The sequence below is a fragment of the Amycolatopsis sp. FDAARGOS 1241 genome, assembly GCF_016889705.1.
Taxonomy (GTDB): Bacteria; Actinomycetota; Actinomycetes; order Mycobacteriales; family Pseudonocardiaceae; genus Amycolatopsis.
Window position 1 is genome coordinate 805,452 of record NZ_CP069526.1, and the last position, 19,898, is coordinate 825,349.

The following is a 19,898-nucleotide window of genomic DNA, read 5'->3' on the forward strand; positions in this document are numbered from 1 at the left end:
CGCGTTCTGTTGCGCGAGTGGCGCTTCGCGGCCGCGTCGCGTTGACGGGTTCGGTCAGCCCTTCGGCTGGCGCCTGCGGCACACGCCGGTGCGGCGGAAGGGCGGGCGTGCGACCCCGGCGGTTCCGCTCCGCTGACGGCTGCTCGCGACGGAGGGCTGGTCGTTCTGTTGCGCGAGTGGCCTTTCGCCGCAGCCTCGGGTCGACGGGTTCGGTTCAGCCCGTTCGGCCTCCGGGCGCAACCTGGCGCGCGGAGCCGGCGCGTGCGCCGTGTGAACGCCAGCTGGCGGCTTCGCCGGAGCGTTCAGCCCACACGGCACGGATCGCCGTTCCTCGAGCGCCTGCGGAGTCCACCGCGTGCAGGTTGTGCATTCGGGGATGCCGGCGCGGCGCACTCGCAGGCAGGTGCGGATGGAGGCACGCACGCGACCCCGTTCCGCTGACGACTGCTCACACTGAGGAGTTGATTGCAATCCGTTGGGAGTTCACGCCTTCGTGGCCTCCTCGCGTTGACGGGTTCGGTGCCACCATTCCGCCTCCGGCCGCCTTCGCGCGCGGGTCGGGGCGTGCGCCGCGTGGACACCGGCTGGCGGCTTCGCCGGGCGGTTCAGCTCACGCGGCACAGATCGTGGTTCCTCGGGCGGCTCGCAGTGCCGGCAGCTCGCCACTCCGTCCCGCTGGCGGCGGATTCGGGGCGGTGCCGGAGCACCGGCTCGCCAGCCGACGCGTCGCCGCCGGCCGACAAGCCCGTGCTGGCCGCCAGGCTGCGCCGGCCGCGACCGGCGAGCCACCTGCAGTCCGACAACGAATAAAGCCGCCCGCGAACACCCCGCGAGCGGCCCTCTCCACAGCGACTACCTCAAAACGCGGCAACCTCAGGAAAGCCGCTCCAGAACCATCGCCATCCCCTGGCCGCCGCCGACGCACATGGTCTCGAGGCCGAACTGCTTGTCGTGGTGCTGGAGGGAGTTGATGAGCGTCGAGGTGATGCGGGCGCCCGTCATGCCGAACGGGTGGCCGACGGCGATGGCGCCGCCGTTGACGTTGAGGCGGTCGAGGTCGACGCCGAGGTCGCGGTAGGACGGGATGACCTGCGCGGCGAAGGCTTCGTTGATCTCCACCAGGTCGATGTCCGAAATGGACATTCCCGCGCGGGCCAGCGCCTGCTTCGACGCCTCGACCGGGCCGTAGCCCATGATCTCCGGCGACAGGCCCGTCACGCCCGTCGACACGATGCGCGCCAGTGGCGTGAGGCCGAGCTCACGCGCCTTGGTGTCGGACATGACGATGACGGCGGCGGCGCCGTCGTTGAGCGGGCAGCAGTTGCCGGCCGTGACCCGGCCGTCGGGGCGGAACACGGGCTTCAGGCCGGCGACGCCCTCGAGCGTCACGCCCGCGCGCGGGCCGTCGTCCTTCGACACGACCGTGCCGTCCGGGAGGGTGACCGGCGTGATGTCCTTGGCCCAGAACCCGTCGGCGATCGCCTTCTCCGCGAGGTTCTGCGAGCGCACGCCGAACTCGTCCATCTCTTCACGCGTGATGCCCTTGAGCCGCGCCAGGTTTTCGGCGGTCTGGCCCATGGCGATGTAGACGTCGGGGACCAGGCCGTCCGCACGCGGGTCCGTCCAGCTGTCCGTGCCCGATTCGGCGGTGGCCTTCGTGCGGGCCTCGGCGTCGGCGAACAGCGGGTTGTGTGTGTCCGGCCAGGAGTCCGAGCTGCCCTTCGCGAAGCGCGACACGGTCTCGACGCCGGCGGAGATGAAGACGTCGCCTTCACCCGCCTTGATGGCGTGCATCGCCATGCGGGTCGTCTGGAGGCTGGAGGAGCAGTAGCGCGTGATCGTGCAGCCGGGCAGGTGGTCGTAGCCCAGTTCGACGGCCACGACGCGGCCCATGTTGAACCCGGACTCGCCGCCGGGCAGGCCGCAGCCGAGCATCAGGTCGTCGATGTCGGCGGGGCCGAGCTGGGGAATCTTGTCGAGCGCCGCCCGGATCATCTGCACGGTGAGGTCGTCGGGACGCATGTCGACCAGCGATCCCTTGGCCGCGCGGCCGATCGGGGAGCGGGCGGTGGAGACGATGACGGCTTCGGGCATGGCGTGACACTTCCTCGGGTCGGTGTGCACTAAGCGGTTGCTCACCATAGTGCCGCTTGCGTGCCCCGGCGCAAAGCCGGGAGCGATGCGTGCCACTCCGATGGCAAGATCCCCGCCGTGACGAACCGGAGCCGCGCCCTGCGCACGAGCACGATCCTGTGGTGGGGAGCCGGCCTGATCGCGGTCGCCGCGGCCGCCGCGCTCCTCCTCCTGACGACACTCGGCGGCGGCAGCCCGCAGGACACCGCGCGGCTCGACGCGCTGCGCACGGCCGCGAACGTCGTCGTCGGCACCGGTGGCGCGGCCGCCCTCCTGCTCGCCGCGCGGCGCCAGCGCTCGGCCGAGCTCGACCTGGAGCAGAAGGACCACGACGCCACCCAACGGCGCTTCACCGACACCTACAGCAAAGCCGCGGACCAGCTCGGCAGCGACAAGGCGCCGGTCCGGTTCGCCGGGCTCTACGCACTCGAACGCCTCGCACAGGAGTACCCGGAGCAACGCCAGACCATCGTCAACCTCTTCTGCGCCTACTTGCGGATGCCCTTCGACCCCGAGGACCCCTCCACCGGGACCCGCCAGGAGACCGAAGTCCGCTCGGCCGCCCAGCGCATCCTCTGCCTGCACCTGCGGCCCGGGCGCAACGACGACAACGCCGCGTTCTGGCCGGACGTGGACCTCGACTTCTCCGGTGCCAGACTGGTCCGCCTCTCGCTCACGCGCTGCCGGATCCGCTCGATCGCCTGCTACGGCACCACCTTCGTCGAGCTGGCAGAGTTCACGGGCACGGAGATAACGAGCAAGGCCGAGTTCCCGCAGAGCCGCTTCCTCGGGCTCGCCGACTTCCGCGGCGCCGTGTTCGGCGGGACCGGTGACACGTTCACGGGGGCCGCCTTCGAAGGGCCGTCGCTCTTCGGCGATCGGGTCATGGCCCGCCTGTGCGGTGCGACGACCCGAACCGACGTCGACCGCAGCTGGCCGCCGGGCTGGGCGGAGAAGCCGATCGAGGGGTGGGAGGGGCACTGGGCCGCCCTCGTCCCGGAGGAACCGGCGTCCCCGCCGCCTGCCTGAGTGGACAGCGCCGCAGGTCCGGCGTTTAGGCTGGGCACGCCGCCGAGATCCGGCGCAGAAAGAGCAGGAGCGCAGACGTGGAGTACGCCGAGCACATCGTCGACCTGGTGGGCAACACGCCGCTGGTCAAGCTGAACTCCCTCACCACGGGGCTCAAGCCGCTGGTGCTCGCGAAGGTCGAGTACGTCAACCCCGGCGGCAGTGTGAAGGACCGCATCGCACTGCGGATGATCGAAGCCGCCGAGGCCTCGGGCGAGCTGCGGCCCGGCGGGACGATCGTGGAGCCGACTTCGGGCAACACGGGCGTGGGGCTGGCGATGGTCGCGCAGCGCAAGGGCTACAAGTGCGTGTTCGTCTGCCCCGACAAGGTGAGCGAGGACAAGCGCAACGTCCTGCGCGCGTACGGCGCCCGCGTCGTCGTCTGCCCGACCGCGGTGCCGCCCGAGCACCCGGACTCGTACTACAACGTGTCCGACCGGCTCGTCCGCGAGATCGACGGCGCTTGGAAGCCCAACCAGTACGCCAACCCCGAGAACCCGGAGAGCCACTACCGCTCCACCGGCCCGGAGATCTGGCGCCAGACCGACGGCAAGATCACGCACTTCGTCGCGGGCGTCGGCACCGGGGGCACCATCTCGGGCACCGGCCGTTTCCTCAAGGAGGTGAGCGACGGCCGCGTGCAGGTCGTCGGCGCCGACCCCGAGGGATCCGTCTACTCCGGTGGTTCCGGCCGGCCGTACCTGGTCGAGGGCGTCGGCGAGGACTTCTGGCCCGAGACCTACGACCGCGGCGTCGCCGACCAGATCATCGCGGTGTCCGACGCGCACTCGTTCGACACGACGCGCCGGCTCGCGCTCGAGGAAGGCCTGCTGGTCGGCGGCTCGTGCGGCATGGCCGTCGCCGCCGCGCTGAAGCTCGCCGAGGGGCTGACCGAGCACGACGTCGTCGTGGTCCTGCTGCCCGACGGCGGCCGCGGCTACCTCACGAAGGTCTTCAACGACGCCTGGATGTCGTCCTACGGCTTCCTCCCGCCTGACTCTTCGGGCGCGACGATCGGCGATGTGCTCACCAAGAAGAGCGGTGCACTGCCCAGCCTGGTGCACTCGCACCCGAACGAGACCGTCGCCGAGGCGGTGGCGATCCTGTCGGAGTTCGGCGTGAGCCAGATGCCCGTGGTCAGCGCGGAGCCGCCGGTGATGGCCGCCGAGGTGGTCGGCGCCGTGAACGAGCGCGACCTGCTCGACGCCCTGTTCACCGGCAAGGCCCAGCTCGCCGACCGGCTCGAGACGCACATGTCGCCACCCCTGCCGACCATCGGCGCGGGCGAGCAGGTCAGTGCCGCGATGAAGGCGCTCGAGGGAGCCGACGGCGCACTCGTGCTGATCGACGGCAAGCCCGCCGGCGTCGTCACCAGGCACGATCTGCTCGCGTTCCTCGCCGGGCGGACGAACCGATAAATCGGCAAAGCGGGACGGGGCGTTCCGAGCGCCCTGCCCCGCTATCCGATAGCGTGGGCGCGGTAGAACTTTTTCGCGTCCTCGTCAAGGGGGTTCAAGACCCACATGAGTGCTCCGCAGCCACCGAGCCAGCCCGGGGACGGCGGCGAGCAGCCGCCGCAGGGCCCACCGAGTGGTCCCACACCTCAGCAGGACAGTCCGTTCGGCGCGTCGGAGCCGACCCAGGTGGTCCAGCCGGGCCAGCCGCAGCCGCCGGCCCCCGCGTCGGGTGAGGGCGGTCTGTTCGGCGAGGCCCCCGAGCCGACGCAGGTCGTCCGGCCGGGTGACGCGAACCCCGGCGAAAGCCACTTCGGCGCCGAGTCGACGCAGCTCGTGTCGCCGGGCTCGCAGCCACCGGCCATCCCGTACGCGCCGCCGCCCAGCATGGCCGACAACCCCGCGGCCATGGGCGGCGGTTTCGGCCAGCCGGGCTTCGGGGCGCAGCCCGGTGGCTTCGGCCAGCCGGGTCATCCTGGCCAGCCCGGTCAGCCGGGTGGTTTCGGTGAGCCCAGCCAGCCGCAGGGCTTCGGCGCGCCGGGTGGGCCCGGTGGCTTCGACCAGGGCGCCGGTACGTTCGGCGCTCCGCCGCAGCACGGTGGTTTCGGCGGTCAGCCGGGTGGTTTCGGAGCGCCACCGGCTTTCGGCGCCGCGCCCGCCGCGCCGGCTTCCGGCAACGGCATGTACGGCTACATCGCCGGCGGGATCGTCGCGCTGCTCGGTGTGCTGTCGCTGATCTGGTCGTTCCTCTACATGGGTGAAGCCAGTGACTACTCGTCGGCCCTGAGCGAGGCGCGCCAGCAGGCGGGCGACGCGCGCGTCGACCAGCTGCTGGCCCAGTCGGGGCTCGCCTCGCCGGGCGCGATCTGGCTCTACGTGATCCTGCTGCTCGTCGGCGCGGTCATCGCGATCGCGGGTGGCGTCGGCCTGATCCTGGCCGGACGGCTCGGCGGCGGGCTCAGGAAACTCGTGCCGATCGTGGTCGCCGTGGGCGGCCTCGTGCTGACCGTCTTCGGCATCCTGCTGATCGGCGGCACGACCCCGAACGCGGGCTTCGGCGCCGGCGCCACCGCCGACAACCTCGGCATGCCGACGCTCATCTTCGGCATCCTGATCCTCATCGTCGGCGTCGTCGGCCTGATCCCGCCGACGGCCCAGTACGTCGGCCTCGGCGCCGGCTCGGCTCCCAGCCAGCCGGGCGGCTTCGGCGGCCCGCCCCCGGGCCAGGGCGGCTTCGGCCAGCCCCAGGGCTTCGGCGCCCAGCCGGGCTTCGGCCAGCCGGGCGACCAGGGCCAGCCTCCTTTCGGTGCTCCGGGCGCTCCCGGCCAGCAGGGCTTCGGCCAGCCGGGCAACCCGAACCCCAGCAGCGGCGGCTTCCCGCAACCGGGCCAGCCAGGCGGTTTCGGCCAGCCCCCTCAGCCGGGCTACGGCCAGCCCCCCGAGCAGCCGGGCAGCGGCGGCTTCCCCCAGCCGGGCCAGCCCCAGCCCGGCGGCTACCCGCAGCAGCCCCCGCCCGGTTACGGCCCGCCCCCGGGCTACGGCCCCCCGCCGGGCCAGCAGCCCCCTCCCGGCTACGGCCCACCCCCCGGCCAGGGCGGCTACGGCCAGCCGGGGCAGCCGCCGCAGCAACAGCAGTGGTGAGCTGAAGCCTTCGCGAAGGGCCCCTTCGGTGCACGTCACCGAAGGGGCCCTTCTCTTTCCCCGGCGTGGCCACGCTCGCTCGAACGCCTCGGCGGCACGCAGGCACCTGCGGCGCCGGCAGACGCCGCGGTGAGTGACAGGCTTGGGTCCTCGCTGCCCCCACCGCCCCGTGAGCCCGCTCTCGGTTGGGAGCTTTGGCTGCGGCCTGGCGGGGTCGGTCGCCGCGGCGGAAGGTGCTGGGCCGGGCGCTCGTAGTCCAGTGCCCGGTGAGCTGCTCTCGTTTGGGCGCTTTGGCTGTGTGCTGGCGTGTGTGGCGTGGTCGGTCGCTGCGGCGACCGTGGTGGTGGGCTGGGCCCTTGCTGTTCCCCGCCCGGTGAGCCGCGCTTGGTTGGAAGTTTTGGCTGTGTGCTGGCGTGTGTGGCGTGGTCGGTCGCTGCGGCGACCGTGGTCGTGCGCTGGGCTTTCGCTGTCAACTGCCCGGTGAGTCGCTCTCGGTTCGGAGCTTTGGGTGTGTGCTGGCGTGTGTGGCATGGGCGCTCGCTGCTCACTGCCCGGTGAGCCACCCTTGCTCGGGAGCTTCAGCTGTGGGCTGGCGAGGGCAGTCGCCGCGGCGGAAGACGCTGGGCTGGACCCTTGCTGTCCAGCGCCGGTGAGCCGCTCTCGGTCGCAAGCTTTGTTGCGCTGGCGTGTGTGGTGTGGGTGGTCGCTGCGGTGACCGTGGTGGTGGGCTGGGCGCTCGCTGTTCCCCGGCCGGTGAGCCGCTCTTGGTCGGGAGTTTTGGCTGTGTGCTGGCGGGTGTGGCGTGGTCGATCGCTGCGGCGACCGTGGTGGTGGGTTGGGCACTCGCTGCTCACTGCCCGGTGAGCCACCCTTGCTCGGGAGCTTCAGCTGTGGGCTGGCGAGGGCAGTCGCCGCGGCGGAAGACGCTGGGCTGGACCCTTGCTGTCCAGCGCCGGTGAGCCGCTCCCGGTCGCGAGCTTTTGTTGCGGCTGGCGTGTGTGGCGTGGTCGATCGCTGCGGCGACTGTGGTGGTGGGCTGGGCACTCGCTGTCCACCGGCCGGTGACCCCCTCGGTGGGAGCTTGGGCTGGCGGGCGGTCGGCGCGGCGAAGGCGCTGGACCCTCTCTGCCCCCGGCCGGAGAGCAGGAAGCACCGGTCGTCTTTGTGATGCACGGGCACTGACGGTGGCCCAAGCGACAGCAACACCTGCGGACTCCAGCTGGCGGTCACTGCGAAGTCTCGGCAAGCCGACCCCTACGGAGCTTGGCGCCCAGAGCAAGTCGCGGCACCCCGACCGGCAGCCGATCTTTGCGAAAAATTGAGAAATGCTGTGTTTCAGTAACGCTGCGCCGTATTGATCTTGAATCATTCCGCGGGAAGGGCGATTCGGGCAGGGGTTCTTCATCGCTTCACCATTTGTCGTCCGTGATCGCGATTTCCGGGCTAGGGTGAGCCGTCCGTTTCGCGTTCGAATCGAGGGGGAGCAAAAGTTGGGTCGCCCGTACGGATCTCCAGCGCAACAGCGCTCCGGCCCCGCGTACGGCGAACCGGCCGCCGGGCGCCGGCGCCCGTCCGGGGTCACGGCGGTGGCCGCGGCGTTGCTGGGGCTCGTGGCGGCCGTGGCGGCGGGGTACCTGCCGGTGACGTTGTTCATCGACATCCCGTCCGGGTTCAGCCTCGGCGACCTTCCGATGTGGACACTCGTCGACCTCGGGGGCTACCTCGGGGCGGGGCTCTTCCTGCTCGTCGGCGCGGTCGCGACGATCTTCCGCGCCACCGCGGGCGCCGTGCTGCTGATCCTCGGCGCGCTGATCGCCATCGGCTCGATCCTGCTGGAGCCGACGCTCGGCAACGCCGGTTATGCGGACTACTTCCAGGTCGTCTTCTCGCTGAAGGGCTTCGCGGCCGTAGACCGCGCCGTGCTGGTCGTGCTCTCGCCGATCATCCTGGTGCTCGCGGCGCTGCCGCCCACGTTCTCGTTTCTCAGGTACCGGACTTCGGCACCCGGACAGTGGTGATTTTCGCCCCGAACCCGCCCGCGGCCTGGCACGATACGAGGACACCACCCCGCCGCCGGTGGGGGCCGGACGCGAGGGACTTCCGTTGAGCTATCCCCAGAACCCCGGGCAGGGGCAGAACCCGCAGCAGCCGTACGGCCAGCAGCCCTACCCCGGCCAGCAACTCGTGCCGGGGCAGCCCTTCTCCGGTCCGCAGCAAGTTCCCGGCCAGCCGTTCGCCGGTCCGCAGCCGGTGCCTGGCCAGCCGTTCTCGGGCACCCAGCCGGTGCCGGGGCAGCCCTTCTCGGGCGCGCAGCCGGTGCCCGGCCAGCCGTTCCCGGGCCAACAGCCGGCTCCGTACGGGCAGCCGCAGCCCTTCGGCCAACCCGGCCAGCCGTTCGCCGCGTACCCGGGTGGACCCGGCCAGCTCCAGCAGAAGCCGGGCGGCGGCACCGCGATCACGGCCGCCGTGCTGGCGATCCTCGGCGGCATCGTCGCGGTGATCGGCGTGATCGGCAGCGTCGTCGGCATGGCCGCGTTCCACGGCGTGTTCGGGCTGCTGATCGTTTCGCTGATCGTCGAACTCGCGATGGCCGTGCTGCTGCTCTGGGGCGCCATCTCGCTGATCATGCACAAGCCGCTGGGCCGGATGCTCGTGATCATCGGCTGCTCGGTCGCGATCGCGTTCACCGTGATCTCGCTGATCATCTCCATGGCCGGCGGTGTCGGGCTCGGCGCTTCGTCCGAGTTCCTGGGCTACGGCATCGCGTCGAGCCTGCTGTCGCTCCTCCCGCCGGTGGCCACGCTGGTCCTCGCCATCGTGAAGCCGACGAAGCTGTGGGTCGGCCTCGACGACGCTGCCCCGCAGTACGCCGCCGGTTACGTTCAGCAACCGGGTGGGCCGCAGGGCTGGTGACCGCTCCCTGGTACTGGCGGCGAACCGCCAGTACCAGGGGACAACACGTGCCCCAGCTACTCCGGTCGCCGTGAATTCCGTCCCACCTGGCGGGAATGTCGGGGTCGCGCCGTACCCTGGAATCATGGTCGACGACTACTCCGTACTGGGCTTCGAAACACGCGCCATCCACGCCGGGCAGCAGCCCGATCCGCGGACCGGCGCCGTCATCGTGCCCATCTACCAGACGTCGACGTACGCGCAGGACGGCGTGGGCGGCACCCGTGAGGGTGGTTACGAGTACTCGCGCACCGCGAACCCCACGCGCACGGCGCTCGAGCAGGCGCTGGCCTCGCTGGAGGGCGCCCGCCACGCGCTGGCCTTCGCGTCCGGCATGGCGGCGTCCGACGCGGTGCTGCGCACGACCCTGCGCCCGGGCGACCACCTGGTGCTGGGCAACGATGCCTACGGCGGCACGTTCCGCCTGATCGACAAGGTGCTGAGCCTGTGGGGCATCGAGCACACCGTCGCGAACCTGGCGAACGTCGACGAGGTGCGCGCCGCGCTGCGACCCGAGACCAAGCTGGTCTGGTGCGAGACGCCGACGAACCCGCTGCTCGGCATCGCCGACATCGCGGCGCTGGCGGGCGTGGCCCACGACGCGGGCGCGCGCCTGGTCGTCGACAACACCTTCGCCACGCCATACCTGCAGACGCCGCTGGCGCTCGGTGCCGACATCGTGGTCCACTCCACCACCAAGTACCTCGGCGGCCACTCCGACGTCGTCGGCGGCGCCGTGCTCACCAACGAGGACGACCTGCGCGAACAGCTCTTCTACCTGCGCAACGCCGCGGGCGCCGTGCCGGGTCCGTTCGACGCGTGGCTGACCCTGCGCGGCCTGAAGACGCTGGCTTTGCGCATGGAGCGGCACAGCGACAACGCCGAGCTGATCGTCCAGACGCTCGCCAAGCACCCGAAGGTCTCCAAGATCTACTACCCGGGCCTGCCCGAGCACCCCGGCCACGAGGTCGCGGCCAAGCAGATGCGCCGCTTCGGTGGCATGGTGTCGTTCCGCCACGCGGACGGCGAGCAGGCCGCGCTGGAGCTCGTTTCGCGCACCAAGCTCTTCATCCTGGCCGAGTCCCTGGGCGGTATCGAGTCCCTCATCGAGCACCCGGGCCGCATGACGCACGCCTCCACGGCCGGCTCCACCCTCGAGGTCCCGGAGGACCTGATCCGTCTGTCCGTCGGCATCGAAGACGGCACCGACCTGGTCGCCGACTTGACGGCCGCGCTCGGCTGATTTTTCACGGGAAACCCCGCGTCGCCCAGGCGGTGCGGGGTTTCTGCGTTGTGGACAGTCCCCGTGTGCACCCGCGCCGGCGCCGAGGCGCAATTGCGACCGAGTCTGTTGCGGGCGGGCGGCCGTGTGGAGCTACCACAGCGGCGGGTTCTCCACAGCTGCCTCGACGTCCGCGGCGCGCTCACGCGAGAGCCCCGCACCGATTACGGCGCGGGGCTCCTCGGATCGACCGGTCCGGACCGGATTTTCAGGGCCGATAGCTGCTGGGCTGCGTGCCCGCCTTGTGGATCGAGTGGTGCACGGCTTCCTGCTGCTCCGCGGGCGCCGCGGGCAACTCGGAACCGTCGACACAGCTGCCCACGAGCTCGACGTGGTTGTCGTGGCGGATGTACTGGGCCTGGCCGCCGCAGCCGGCGGCGTCGACGGTGAAGTAGGCGGCGCCGGTGAGAGCGACGGCGGACGCGACACCCAGGACGAGCGGCAGCACTCCGGCCGAACGGGTCGCGCGCATCCGTCGAGCGGTAGTCGCGTTTTCCGCGCGGGCCATGGTCGCACTCCCTGATCACGTGTGGTTGCTGTTATCAGCGTACCGGTCCCACGGGGGTGGCACCTCAGCCATCCGTCGGTGGCATCATCCGGCGTATGGAACTGGTCAGCATCGAGCGGATCGAGGAGGCGCGCAAGCTCCTCGAGGGCATCACCAGGGTGACCCCCATGGAACACGCCCGCGACCTGCGCCGGCTGCACGGCGGCCCGGTGTACCTCAAATGCGAGAACCTGCAGCGCACGGGGTCGTTCAAAATCCGCGGCGCGTACACCCGCATCCACGGCCTCAGTGAAGAAGAACGCGCCCGCGGCGTCGTCGCGGCCAGCGCCGGCAACCACGCGCAGGGCGTGGCACTGGCGTCGTCGCTGCTGGGGATCAAGGCAACGGTGTTCATGCCGCTGCGCGCGCCCCTGCCCAAACTCGCCGCGACCCGCGGGTACGGCGCCGACGTGCACCTCCGCGGCGCCGTCCTCGAGGAGACGCTGGCGGAGGCCATCGCGTTCTCCGAGCGGACCGGAGCGGTGTTCATCCACCCGTTCGACCACGCCGACGTGATCGCCGGGCAGGGCACGGTCGGGCTGGAGATCCTGGAGCAGGTGCCCGGCGCGAAAACGGTGCTCGTCGCCACGGGCGGCGGCGGCCTGGTCGGTGGCGTCGCGGCCGCGGTGAAGGGGCTGCAGCCCGACGTCCGCGTGGTCGGCGTACAGGCCGAGGACGCCGCGGCGTACCCACCGTCGCTCGAGGCCGGCGCGCCCGTACGGCTGCGCGAGCTGCACACGATGGCCGACGGGATCGCAGTGGGCGAGCCCGGGCCGATCAGCTACGCGCACGTCTCGTCCCTCGTGGACGACGTCGTGACGGTCACCGAGGAGGGCCTGTCCCGCGCGGTGCTGCTGTGCCTGGAGCGGCGCAAGCTCGTGGTCGAACCGGCCGGCGCGGCCACCGTCGCCGCGCTGCTGGAGCACCCGGGCGCCTTCGAACCACCCGTGGTGGCGATCCTCTCGGGCGGCAACGTCGATCCGGTGCTGCTCCAGCAGATCATCCAGCACGGCATGACGGCCGGCGGGCGCTACCTCAAGCTGCGCCTGCGCGTGCCCGACCGCCCCGGCTCGCTGGTGTCCGTGCTGAGCTGCGTGAAGGAACTCGGCGCCAACGTCCTGGACGTCGAGCACTCCCGCATCTCCGGCAGCCTTGCCCTCGGTGAGGTCGACGTCGCGCTCGCCCTGGAAACGCGCGGACCCGAGCACTGCAAGGAGGTCGAAGCCGCCCTCGCGGACGCCGGGTTCACCATTGCCTAGTCCGTTGTGGACGGTCAGCCGGGTTCCCCGGTGATCGCCGCCAACGCGATCTCCCGCGCCGGCTCCCCGACCTCCGGCACGGCGAACCGCCGCCCGCGGATGTGGCTCAGCAGCTCGGGATCCGGCGGGATGTCGTGCTCCCGCAGGTAGTAGGCGACGGCTCCGGGCCATGCCCAGCTGCCATCGGTCCGGAACACCATCGGCACGACGTCCGTGCGGGCCGGATCGAACGCGTCCGTCCCGTAGCTGCGCGACGCCAGCACCGCCGGCGCCGCCTCCAGGTACGCGAGCACCCGCTCCCGTTCCTCCGGCGCCAGCCGCTCCCGCTCCACGACGGGCCGCCCGGCGTCGTCGAGCCCGTCGTAGATCCGCGGTGTCCTGACGTCGGCTGCGGTCTCCGCCGCCGGATCCGCGACGCCGGACGGAACCGGCGCTCCCGAACCGGCGCCGGCCGCGCCACCCGGTACAGGGGCCGCCGGCTCGCCGACCGGCCGCTCGGGCTCCACCGCGTGCGGGGCAGCGGCCGATTCGCCGGCCGATTCGCCGGCCGGCTCGCCGGCTGTGTCGCTGCGGGGTGCCGATGATGCGCTACTCGCTGGTGCGGCGGACTCGGCCGCTTCCTGCGGGGCCGCAGAACTCGGCTCGCCGGCTGCGGCGGCGTTCGGTGCCGGCGGGGCGGGTGGTGTTGAGCCACCCGCTGGCGCGGAGTCGGTGGCGTCCCGGGAGGCCGCGGAACCCGGCCGGCTGCCTTGTATTCCCGGGCCTGCCTGCGGCGCCGGCGGTGTGGGCTCGGGCGCATCTTGAGCGGGCGCGGCGAGTTCGGGGTGGCCGTCGGTGTGGGTGGTGGTGTCGGGCGGCGGCGCGGTTTCGGGCTCGCTGCCGTGCGGTGCCGGCGTGGCGAAGGGACGCGCCGGCGGAGCGGGTGGTGTTGCGCCACCCGAAGGCGCGGGGCCGGGGTGCGGCGGCCCGGCAGGTGGAGCGGGTGGGTGGCCCACCGGTGGCGCCCCGGGCGTCCCTTGAGCGGGAAGCGGCGGGAGGCCCGCCCGGGCGCGCAGCCAGGGCGGGATGAACGCGTCCGCGCGCGGGAAGAACCGCAGTTCGTCCTGGAAGCCGAGCGGTGGGGGCGGCTGGCGCCAGCGGGGTTCGACATCAGGGCGGAACTCGAGGCGCGGCGGCTGCTGCGGGGTGAACAGCAGCGTCGCGCTGAGCCAGGTGCCGCGGCCGGGCCGGTACATGCCACCGCGGAGGACGCCGAGCAGCCGAACCGCCTCGAGGTGCGGGCGGGCCGGGTGGTCGCGCCCGTCCAGGGTCGTGACGACGACGTCCACCTCGACGTGGCGGCCCGCGGCCCGGTAGTCGACCCGGACCTGCCGCCACCGGGGTGGCACGGCCGAAGAGAGTGCCTGGCCGATCTGCGCGACGAGGTCTCGCTGCCGGCCCGGGTCCAGTGGCACCGGTGGCTGGCTCATGTTCCGCGACTCCTCACAGGTTGGCCCGGAACCACTCCGGCAGGTTCTCGTCCGTCCGCGGGAACCGTTCCTGGTCCAGCGCGTACTGCTCCGGTGCCGGCGGCGTGCGGAAGGGCGGCTCGGCATCACGGTTGAACCGCGCGTTGTACGTGTCGGGCGGGTCGATCACGAGCTCCAGCGAGTACCAGGTGCCCAGGCCTTCGGCGTACATCCCACGGCGCAGCCGCGAAAGCGGCTTGGATACCTCGCGGGGCGCCTGCACCTGCCGGGTGCTGCCATCGGACAGTCGCCCGGCGAACGCGAGGTTGACGTGCTTGCCGACGACCATGAAGTCGAAGATCAGCCGCTGCCAGCCCTGCGGTGCCGCGCCGACCAGGGTCGTGGTGATCTCTCCCAGCAGCTCGCTCTGCTCTTGCGGGGTCAGCGTCATGCTGTGCGGTCCTCCATCGGTTCTCGGGCTGCTTGCGTGATACGTCGGGATCGACCCTATCCGCCGGCCTCCGGCGCCGACGCGGCCGCGTCGGCCAGCGCCTGCCGCAGCCACGGCCGCACGTGGTCCTCAGTCCGGGGAAACGCCTGCAGTTCGCGGACGAACGCGGCCGGCGGCAGCTCCGGCCACCACTGCGGGTCGTCGTCGTAGTTGAACGCGGCCGTGGGCGGTTCGCCGGCACGGAGCTCGAAGCGCGCGGACAACCAGGTTCCGCGACCCGGCTGGTACATCTGTTCGCGCAGGGGCATCAGCAGGTGCGTGATCGCGGGCGGTGGCACGGCCGGCCTGCTGCCGTCCGCCAGCACCACCTCCAGTTCGGCCTGGTAGGCGACGACCGTGCCCCAGACCCGCAGCGTGATCCGCCGCCAGCCCGGTGGCGCGGCTTGGGCTGCGGCGTCGCACACGGTCTGGACCAGTTGCTCAGGGCCGCTTCTTGTTGGCATACCTCACCACCTGGTCGGGATCCGCGTCGAGCTTCTCGGGGACGTTGACGAACACGCGCTCGTACACCCGCGTGACCTGCTCGCCGGTCTCCGGGTCGGTCCTCGTCACCTGCCAGCGGAAGACATCCTCCTCCGACAGGCCGTCGGCACGGCGCGGCGCCTGGAACTGCAGGAGCTCCACCACACGATCGGGCGGCGAGTGGTACTCGGCCAGCGATTCCTCCTGCCGGCGCCACGTCTCACCCGGCTCCCAGCCGTCGCGGCTGTGGCCGCTGTTGGACGCGGCCATCTGGCCGTGCATGTTGCCGTAGCCGGGCGGACCGCCTGCCTCGGTCCCGACGAAGTGGCCACCGGCCCACGCCACCTCGCCGTGCGCCGGGTGGTCCTTGTACGCGTTCTGCCCTTCGTGGCCGGCCCGGCCCTGGCCGGTGAACTTGTCGCCGTCGTCGCGGTAGTACTTGTCGGACTTCCCGTAGTCAGGCTGGCCCGTGACCAGGTCGGTCTGCCCGCGGTGATCGGTTTCGAAGTCGATCTTCTTCGACGGGTCCCGCCAGTTGTCGACCCGGTACTTGCAGTCGGGCAGCAGTGGGTAGTTGAAGTCCGGGTTCGCGGGGATCTTGGCACCGTTCAGCTTGCCGCCGCCAGGCGTGCACTCCACCCACTTGATCTTGCCGTCGGCGTCGGTGAAGAACCGCGTTTCCGAAGCGATCTCCCCGGTCTTCGTCCGGTTCACCACGTGGTACTCGGTGTGCGGCGTCAGTTCCGTGTCCCCGAGCACCGCCGGTTTGGTGGCGGGGTGGTCGGGGAACTCACCGGGCTCGGTCTTGTCGTTGGGCCGCGGCCCGGACTCGAACTCCTTCGGCGATTCAGGCGGCCGGTCGTACGGGTTGCCGGGCGGTCCGGCGTGCGGATCGTCGTACCCGGGCCGGTCGTAGTCGACGAACCGCTCGCCGAACCGGGGGTCGTCTCGCGGGATCTCGTACTGATCCCAGTCGTCGGGTTCGAAGTCATCTTCATCGTCGTCGTGGTGCGATCCGGCGTCGTCACCGTCTTCGCCGCGGTGGCGTGCGCTGTCGGCGTCGACGTCATTCGGGTCGTGGTGGTGGCCGTCCGGGGCGAACCCGTCGTCGCCGATGTGGTGCGACGTGCCGTCCGGGTGGTGCACGGACCACTCGCCGTCCGGCGGGATCCGCGGGCGCATGCGGCCGTCCGGGCCGACTTCGTAGTCGGACGAGAAGACCCGCCCGTTCGCGTCGGACCACGCCGGCTTGGTCGGTGCCATGACGTCGGTGTCCAGCTCGCGCGAGAGCCGGTGGGCGAAGTCGTTGGAACCGGCGTCGCAGCCGATCAGGCGGATCGGGCGGCCGTCGTAATCCGCGTTGTGGCGCAACACATCCGCGAACTCCTCCGGCGTATAGAGGCGGTCGCCGATGCGCGCGTGGCCGTCTGGCGTCACGTGCACGTCGACGGTGTAGCGCCCGTCCGGGTCCGGCTGCACCCGGTGGGGGAGATCGCCCATCTCCGTGTCGCCGCGGTGGTAGGAGCTCCCGGACGGCGTGCTCTCCGAGTGGTGCTGGTTGACCTCGTCGGGGGACAGCGGCTCGTCGTCGTGGTGGTGCGGGGCGCTGTCCTGGTCCGGCGTGTCGTGGTGACCGTCGCCGTGGTGGTCAGCCGTGTCGTGGGGCTCCGCCGGGCCGTCGTGATGCGGCGCGCCGTCGTCCGGCTCTCCGTGGCGCGGTGCGTGCTCGTCCGGCTCGCCGTGGCGCGGCGTGCGGTCGCCAGGCTCGCCGTGCCGGGGCTCGCCGTGGTGTGGTCCGTCGCCGTCCGGAGTCCGATGTGGACTTTCCGGCCGGGTCGCCGGGCCCGCCCCACCCCGCGCGGCGGGCTCAGGTACCTCCCTGGGCCGCCGGGGCCCGGGCACGCCGCTCTCACCGTCTGGCCGCTGCGGCCCGCGCGCGGCCGGATCACCGCCGTCCCCAGGACGACGGGGCCCAGGCGCACCGGACCCCTGCGGGCCCCGCGCCGACGGACCGCCGCTCTCCCCGGACCGCCGCGGGCCCGACGGATCGCCCGAGCCTTGAGGACCGCGGGTACCGGGCTCCCCGGTGCCCTGGGGCGAGCGGGTGCTCGGCTCGCCGGTGGCTTGGGGCGCACGGGTGCTGGGCTCGCCCGTGCCCTGGGGGCTGCGCGTGTTGGGTTCGCCGGCGTCTTGGGACGGGCGGGTGCCGGGTTTGCCGTTGTCTTGGGCGTTGCGGGTGTTGGGTTCGCTGGTGCTCTGGGGCGTGCGACCGTTGGGTTCGCCTGTGCCTTGGGGCGCGCGGCCGCTGGGATTGCCCGCGCCCTGCGGTGAGCGGGTGGTGGGCTCGCCGTTGTCTTGGGGGCGGCGCGTGTCGGGTTCGCCCGTGCCCTGTGACGGGCGAGTGTTGGGCTCGCCGGTGACTTCGGGTGCGCGAGTGTTGGGCTCGCCAGTGCCCAGGGGCGCGCGCGTGTTGGGGTCGCCGATGCCTTGCGACGAGTGAGCGTTTGGTTCGCTTGTGCCGTGAGGTGAGCGGGTGCCGGGTTCGCCGTTGCCTTGGGGCGCGCGGGTGTTGGGCTCGGCAGTGCCCTGGATCGGGCGGGTGCCGGGTTCGCCGTTGCCTTGAGGTGAGCGGGCGCCGGGTTCGCCGGTGCCCTGGGGGCTGCGCTTGTTGGGTTCGCCCGCGCCCTGCGGCGAGCGGGTGTTGGGGCCCCCGGCGCCCTGCGGTGTGCGGCCGTTGGGGTCGCCGGTGCCTTGGGGCGTGCGGCTGCTGGGGGAGTTCGAGGGCTGCGCCGACCGGGTGCTGGGATCGCCGGGGCGGCTCGAGCCGGTGGGGCCGTCGCCGGGGCGCCGGGGTGGGGCGTCGGTGCCGGGGCGGGCCGAGGTGGGTGTGCGGTCGGGGCGGGGGCCGGCGGCGTCCGGGGTGCGGGCGCCCGGGCTGCCGGGGGTGCCGGTCCAGCCGCCGCCGCTGCCGGGGCGGGCGGGGGCGCCGCCGCTGGGGACGCCGCCCTGCGGGGCGTTCGGCGCGCCGCCGCCGGCCGGGGGCAGGCCGCCCGGCGCGGGCTGGTTCGGGGTGGGGCCGCCGGAGAGGGCGGCGCCGCCGTCGCCGGCGCGGGGAGTGGGGGCGCTCGCCGACGGTTCGTCGACGCGCGGCGGGGCGTAGCCGGACGCCGAGGTGGAGCTGTCGCCGGAGCTGTGCGTCGACGAGCTGCCGCCGGCGGTGGAAGACGAGCTGCCGCCGGCGGTGGAAGACGAGCCGCCGCCGGAGTGGGCCGGCGCTCCGCCGCCGGAGTGGGATGCCGAGGCGCCCGACGGGGCGCCGCCCGTGAGCGGTGCCGAGCTGGTGGAGGGGACGTCGCCGGTGTGGCTGCTGGGAGCGTCGCCGGTGTGCGAGGGGGAGCTGGAAGATCCGCCGCCGGAGTGAGCGGAGAAGTCGTTGCCCGACGAGCTCGCGCCGGATCCGCCGCCCGAGTGAGCGGAAGAGCCGCTGCCCGAGCGAGCCGAGCTGCCGCCGTCGGCCGAGCCACCGCCGGAGTGAGCGGAAGCGCCGTCGGCCGAGCCACCGCCGGAGTGGGCCGAGTTGCCACCGCCGGAACCGCCGTCCGCCGCGCCACCGCCGGAGTGCGCGGAGCCGCCCCCACTCGAGCCGCCGCCGGGGGAACCCGTGTTGCCGTCCTCGGACGAGCCGCCACCAGAGCCGCCGCCGTCGGAGTCACCGGTGTGGGCAGAGCCGTCGCCGCCGGTGCCGTCGGGGGCGTCGCCGTCGGTGGAGCGGCGGCTAGAATCGCCGGAGCCGTCCCGTGTGGACGGACCGTCGTCCGGGCTCGAGGAGGTGGAGTCCCCGTCGCCGGAACCGGAATCCCCGGAGTCACCGGAGTGGGAGCCGTCGCCGCCCTCGGAGTCCGCGCCGTCGGAACCGCCGTGGTGGCTGCCACCGCCGCCGGAGCCGCCGCCGGTGTGGTGCACGAAGCCGCCGGCCTTGATGTTCTTGGTGCTGATCACGTCGAGGCCCGTGACCTTGCCGGCCAGCTTGCCCAGGATCTTGATGATCTTCGTGAAGACGTCGGCCAGCTTGCCGAGCAGCGGCGACACCTTGCGCATCGTGTCGCACAGCTTGGTCAGCAGCCCGCTGATCTTCTCGCCCCACTTGGAGATCGCCGTGACGGCCTGCGCGACCACCACCGGCGTCCCGAAGCCGAGGGAGAAGGCTTCCTCCATGACCCATGAGATCAGCTTGCCCACCAGGTCGGCGATGAGCTGGCGCACGGTCTCGCGCACGAAGGACACGACCTGGCCCATGATCATGGTGACGGTGCCGATCGCGCTCGCCACCGTCGCCGCGCTGCCGAGCGCCTCGGCCGCCTCCGCGGCACCCTTGCGGTACGCGTCGGCCGCGTCGCCCTTCCACTCCGCGGTGCCGGTTTTGACCGCGTTGGTGTAGTCGGCTTGCCTGTCCTGCAACGCTTTCGCGACGTTGCCCCAAGTGTCCGCATAGGACTGGATCACCGGCGGGTTGCCCGCCACCGAGTCGAGCATGTCTTTCAGCGGCTGCACGTGCTCCATGAGGAACGACGCCACCGACGACATCAGGTAACCGAACGGGTCGATCGCCGCGCTCGCGACCTCGCCGGCGAGGCTCAGCACCCCGAGGCCGCCGGAGACCCAGTCGCCGTCCTTGATGCCGTTGAACGCGTCCATCGCCGACTCGGCGACGCCGATGCCGGTGGCGTAGCCGTAGTCGCCGTTGCCGGCCGTGAGCGCGCCGGGGCCGTCTCCGTCCTGCTTCGCCTGCGCGACGAGCGGGTTGCCCTCCGTCATCAGTTCGAACCCTGCGTGGAGTTCAGCGTGTCCTTCGCCCCGGTTTCGAGGTCTTCGTATGCCTTCGCGGCGCTACGAACCTTCTCCGCCTGCGCGTCCATCGCCGTCACGGTGATCTTCAACGCGTTGAGCCCGAACTCCTCGACGGGGTCCAGCATCATCCGGAACGGCTGGCAGAGGATGCCGTACGCGTCGGTCGGCATGCTCACCTTGTTCGCCGCGTCGACGGCCTGCTGCAGCCCGTCGCTGATCCCGTCGAGCTGACGGGCGTGGGTCTCGAGGTCGGTGCCGACCTCGTATCCCTTCGGTGCCATGGTTGTTCGTCC

Annotated in this window: 13 protein-coding genes and 1 pseudogene; 7 read left to right on the forward strand and 7 right to left on the reverse strand. The window is 72.2% G+C overall.

Features of this window, described 5'->3' with window-relative positions; genetic code table 11:
• Positions 1-873 precede the first annotated feature (873 nt).
• Entirely contained in the window at positions 874-2,094 is a 1,221-nt protein-coding gene (locus I6J71_RS03900; RefSeq protein ID WP_204093469.1) for an acetyl-CoA C-acetyltransferase, read from the reverse strand.
• Positions 2,095-2,211: 117 nt separating this feature from the next.
• On the opposite strand from I6J71_RS03900, the gene I6J71_RS03905 reads away from it, so the two are divergent.
• The 6 genes from I6J71_RS03905 (at position 2,212) to I6J71_RS03930 (ending at position 10,491) form a co-directional block, all read left to right on the forward strand.
• Complete coding sequence (locus tag I6J71_RS03905) at positions 2,212-3,162, forward strand: pentapeptide repeat-containing protein (protein WP_239154414.1); 951 nt, start codon at positions 2,212-2,214, stop codon at positions 3,160-3,162.
• A gap of 77 nt (positions 3,163-3,239) precedes the next feature.
• The gene (locus I6J71_RS03910; protein WP_204093470.1) at positions 3,240-4,619 is read left to right on the forward strand and encodes a cystathionine beta-synthase; all 1,380 of its coding nucleotides are present in this window, start codon (positions 3,240-3,242) and stop codon (positions 4,617-4,619) included.
• A gap of 105 nt (positions 4,620-4,724) precedes the next feature.
• A complete protein-coding gene (locus I6J71_RS03915; RefSeq protein WP_204093471.1) occupies positions 4,725-6,296 on the forward strand; it encodes a hypothetical protein in 1,572 nt (523 codons plus the stop codon).
• Between the two features lie 1,490 nt (positions 6,297-7,786).
• Positions 7,787-8,314 (forward strand): hypothetical protein, encoded by a 528-nt coding sequence (locus I6J71_RS03920; RefSeq protein WP_239154415.1) that lies wholly within the window; start codon positions 7,787-7,789, stop codon positions 8,312-8,314.
• A gap of 85 nt (positions 8,315-8,399) precedes the next feature.
• Positions 8,400-9,209, forward strand: a complete 810-nt coding sequence (locus I6J71_RS03925) for a hypothetical protein (RefSeq protein ID WP_204093472.1) — start codon at positions 8,400-8,402, stop codon at positions 9,207-9,209.
• 124 nt (positions 9,210-9,333) lie between these two features.
• Positions 9,334-10,491: a cystathionine gamma-synthase gene (locus tag I6J71_RS03930; protein ID WP_204093473.1), complete on the forward strand. Its 1,158-nt coding sequence runs from the start codon at positions 9,334-9,336 to the stop codon at positions 10,489-10,491.
• Between the two features lie 247 nt (positions 10,492-10,738).
• On the opposite strand, the gene I6J71_RS03935 is transcribed toward I6J71_RS03930, so the two are convergent.
• Positions 10,739-11,038 carry a hypothetical protein gene (locus I6J71_RS03935; RefSeq protein ID WP_204093474.1) on the reverse strand — a complete coding sequence of 100 codons (300 nt, stop codon included), beginning with the start codon at positions 11,036-11,038 and terminating at the stop codon, positions 10,739-10,741.
• A 95-nt stretch (positions 11,039-11,133) separates the two neighbouring features.
• On the opposite strand from I6J71_RS03935, the gene ilvA reads away from it, so the two are divergent.
• On the forward strand, positions 11,134-12,336 hold the full coding sequence (gene ilvA / locus I6J71_RS03940) for a threonine ammonia-lyase (protein ID WP_204093475.1): 1,203 nt from the start codon (positions 11,134-11,136) through the stop codon (positions 12,334-12,336).
• Positions 12,337-12,350: 14 nt separating this feature from the next.
• On the opposite strand, the pseudogene I6J71_RS03945 reads toward ilvA, so the two are convergent.
• The 5 genes and pseudogenes from I6J71_RS03945 to I6J71_RS03965 form a co-directional block, all read right to left on the reverse strand.
• Positions 12,351-12,752 (reverse strand): annotated as a pseudogene (locus I6J71_RS03945) (ferredoxin); the annotation flags it as partial.
• A 1,066-nt stretch (positions 12,753-13,818) separates the two neighbouring features.
• Positions 13,819-14,235, reverse strand: coding sequence for a hypothetical protein (locus tag I6J71_RS03950; RefSeq protein ID WP_204093476.1), 417 nt, complete (start codon positions 14,233-14,235; stop codon positions 13,819-13,821).
• Positions 14,236-14,291: 56 nt separating this feature from the next.
• On the reverse strand, positions 14,292-14,738 hold the full coding sequence (locus I6J71_RS03955) for a hypothetical protein (protein WP_204093477.1): 447 nt from the start codon (positions 14,736-14,738) through the stop codon (positions 14,292-14,294).
• Entirely contained in the window at positions 14,716-19,572 is a 4,857-nt protein-coding gene (locus tag I6J71_RS03960) for a hypothetical protein (RefSeq protein WP_204093478.1), read from the reverse strand. The genes I6J71_RS03955 and I6J71_RS03960 overlap by 23 nt, the downstream gene beginning before the upstream one ends.
• On the reverse strand, positions 19,572-19,886 hold the full coding sequence (locus I6J71_RS03965; RefSeq protein ID WP_204093479.1) for a type VII secretion target: 315 nt from the start codon (positions 19,884-19,886) through the stop codon (positions 19,572-19,574). The genes I6J71_RS03960 and I6J71_RS03965 overlap by 1 nt, the downstream gene beginning before the upstream one ends.
• Positions 19,887-19,898: the final 12 nt, after the last annotated feature.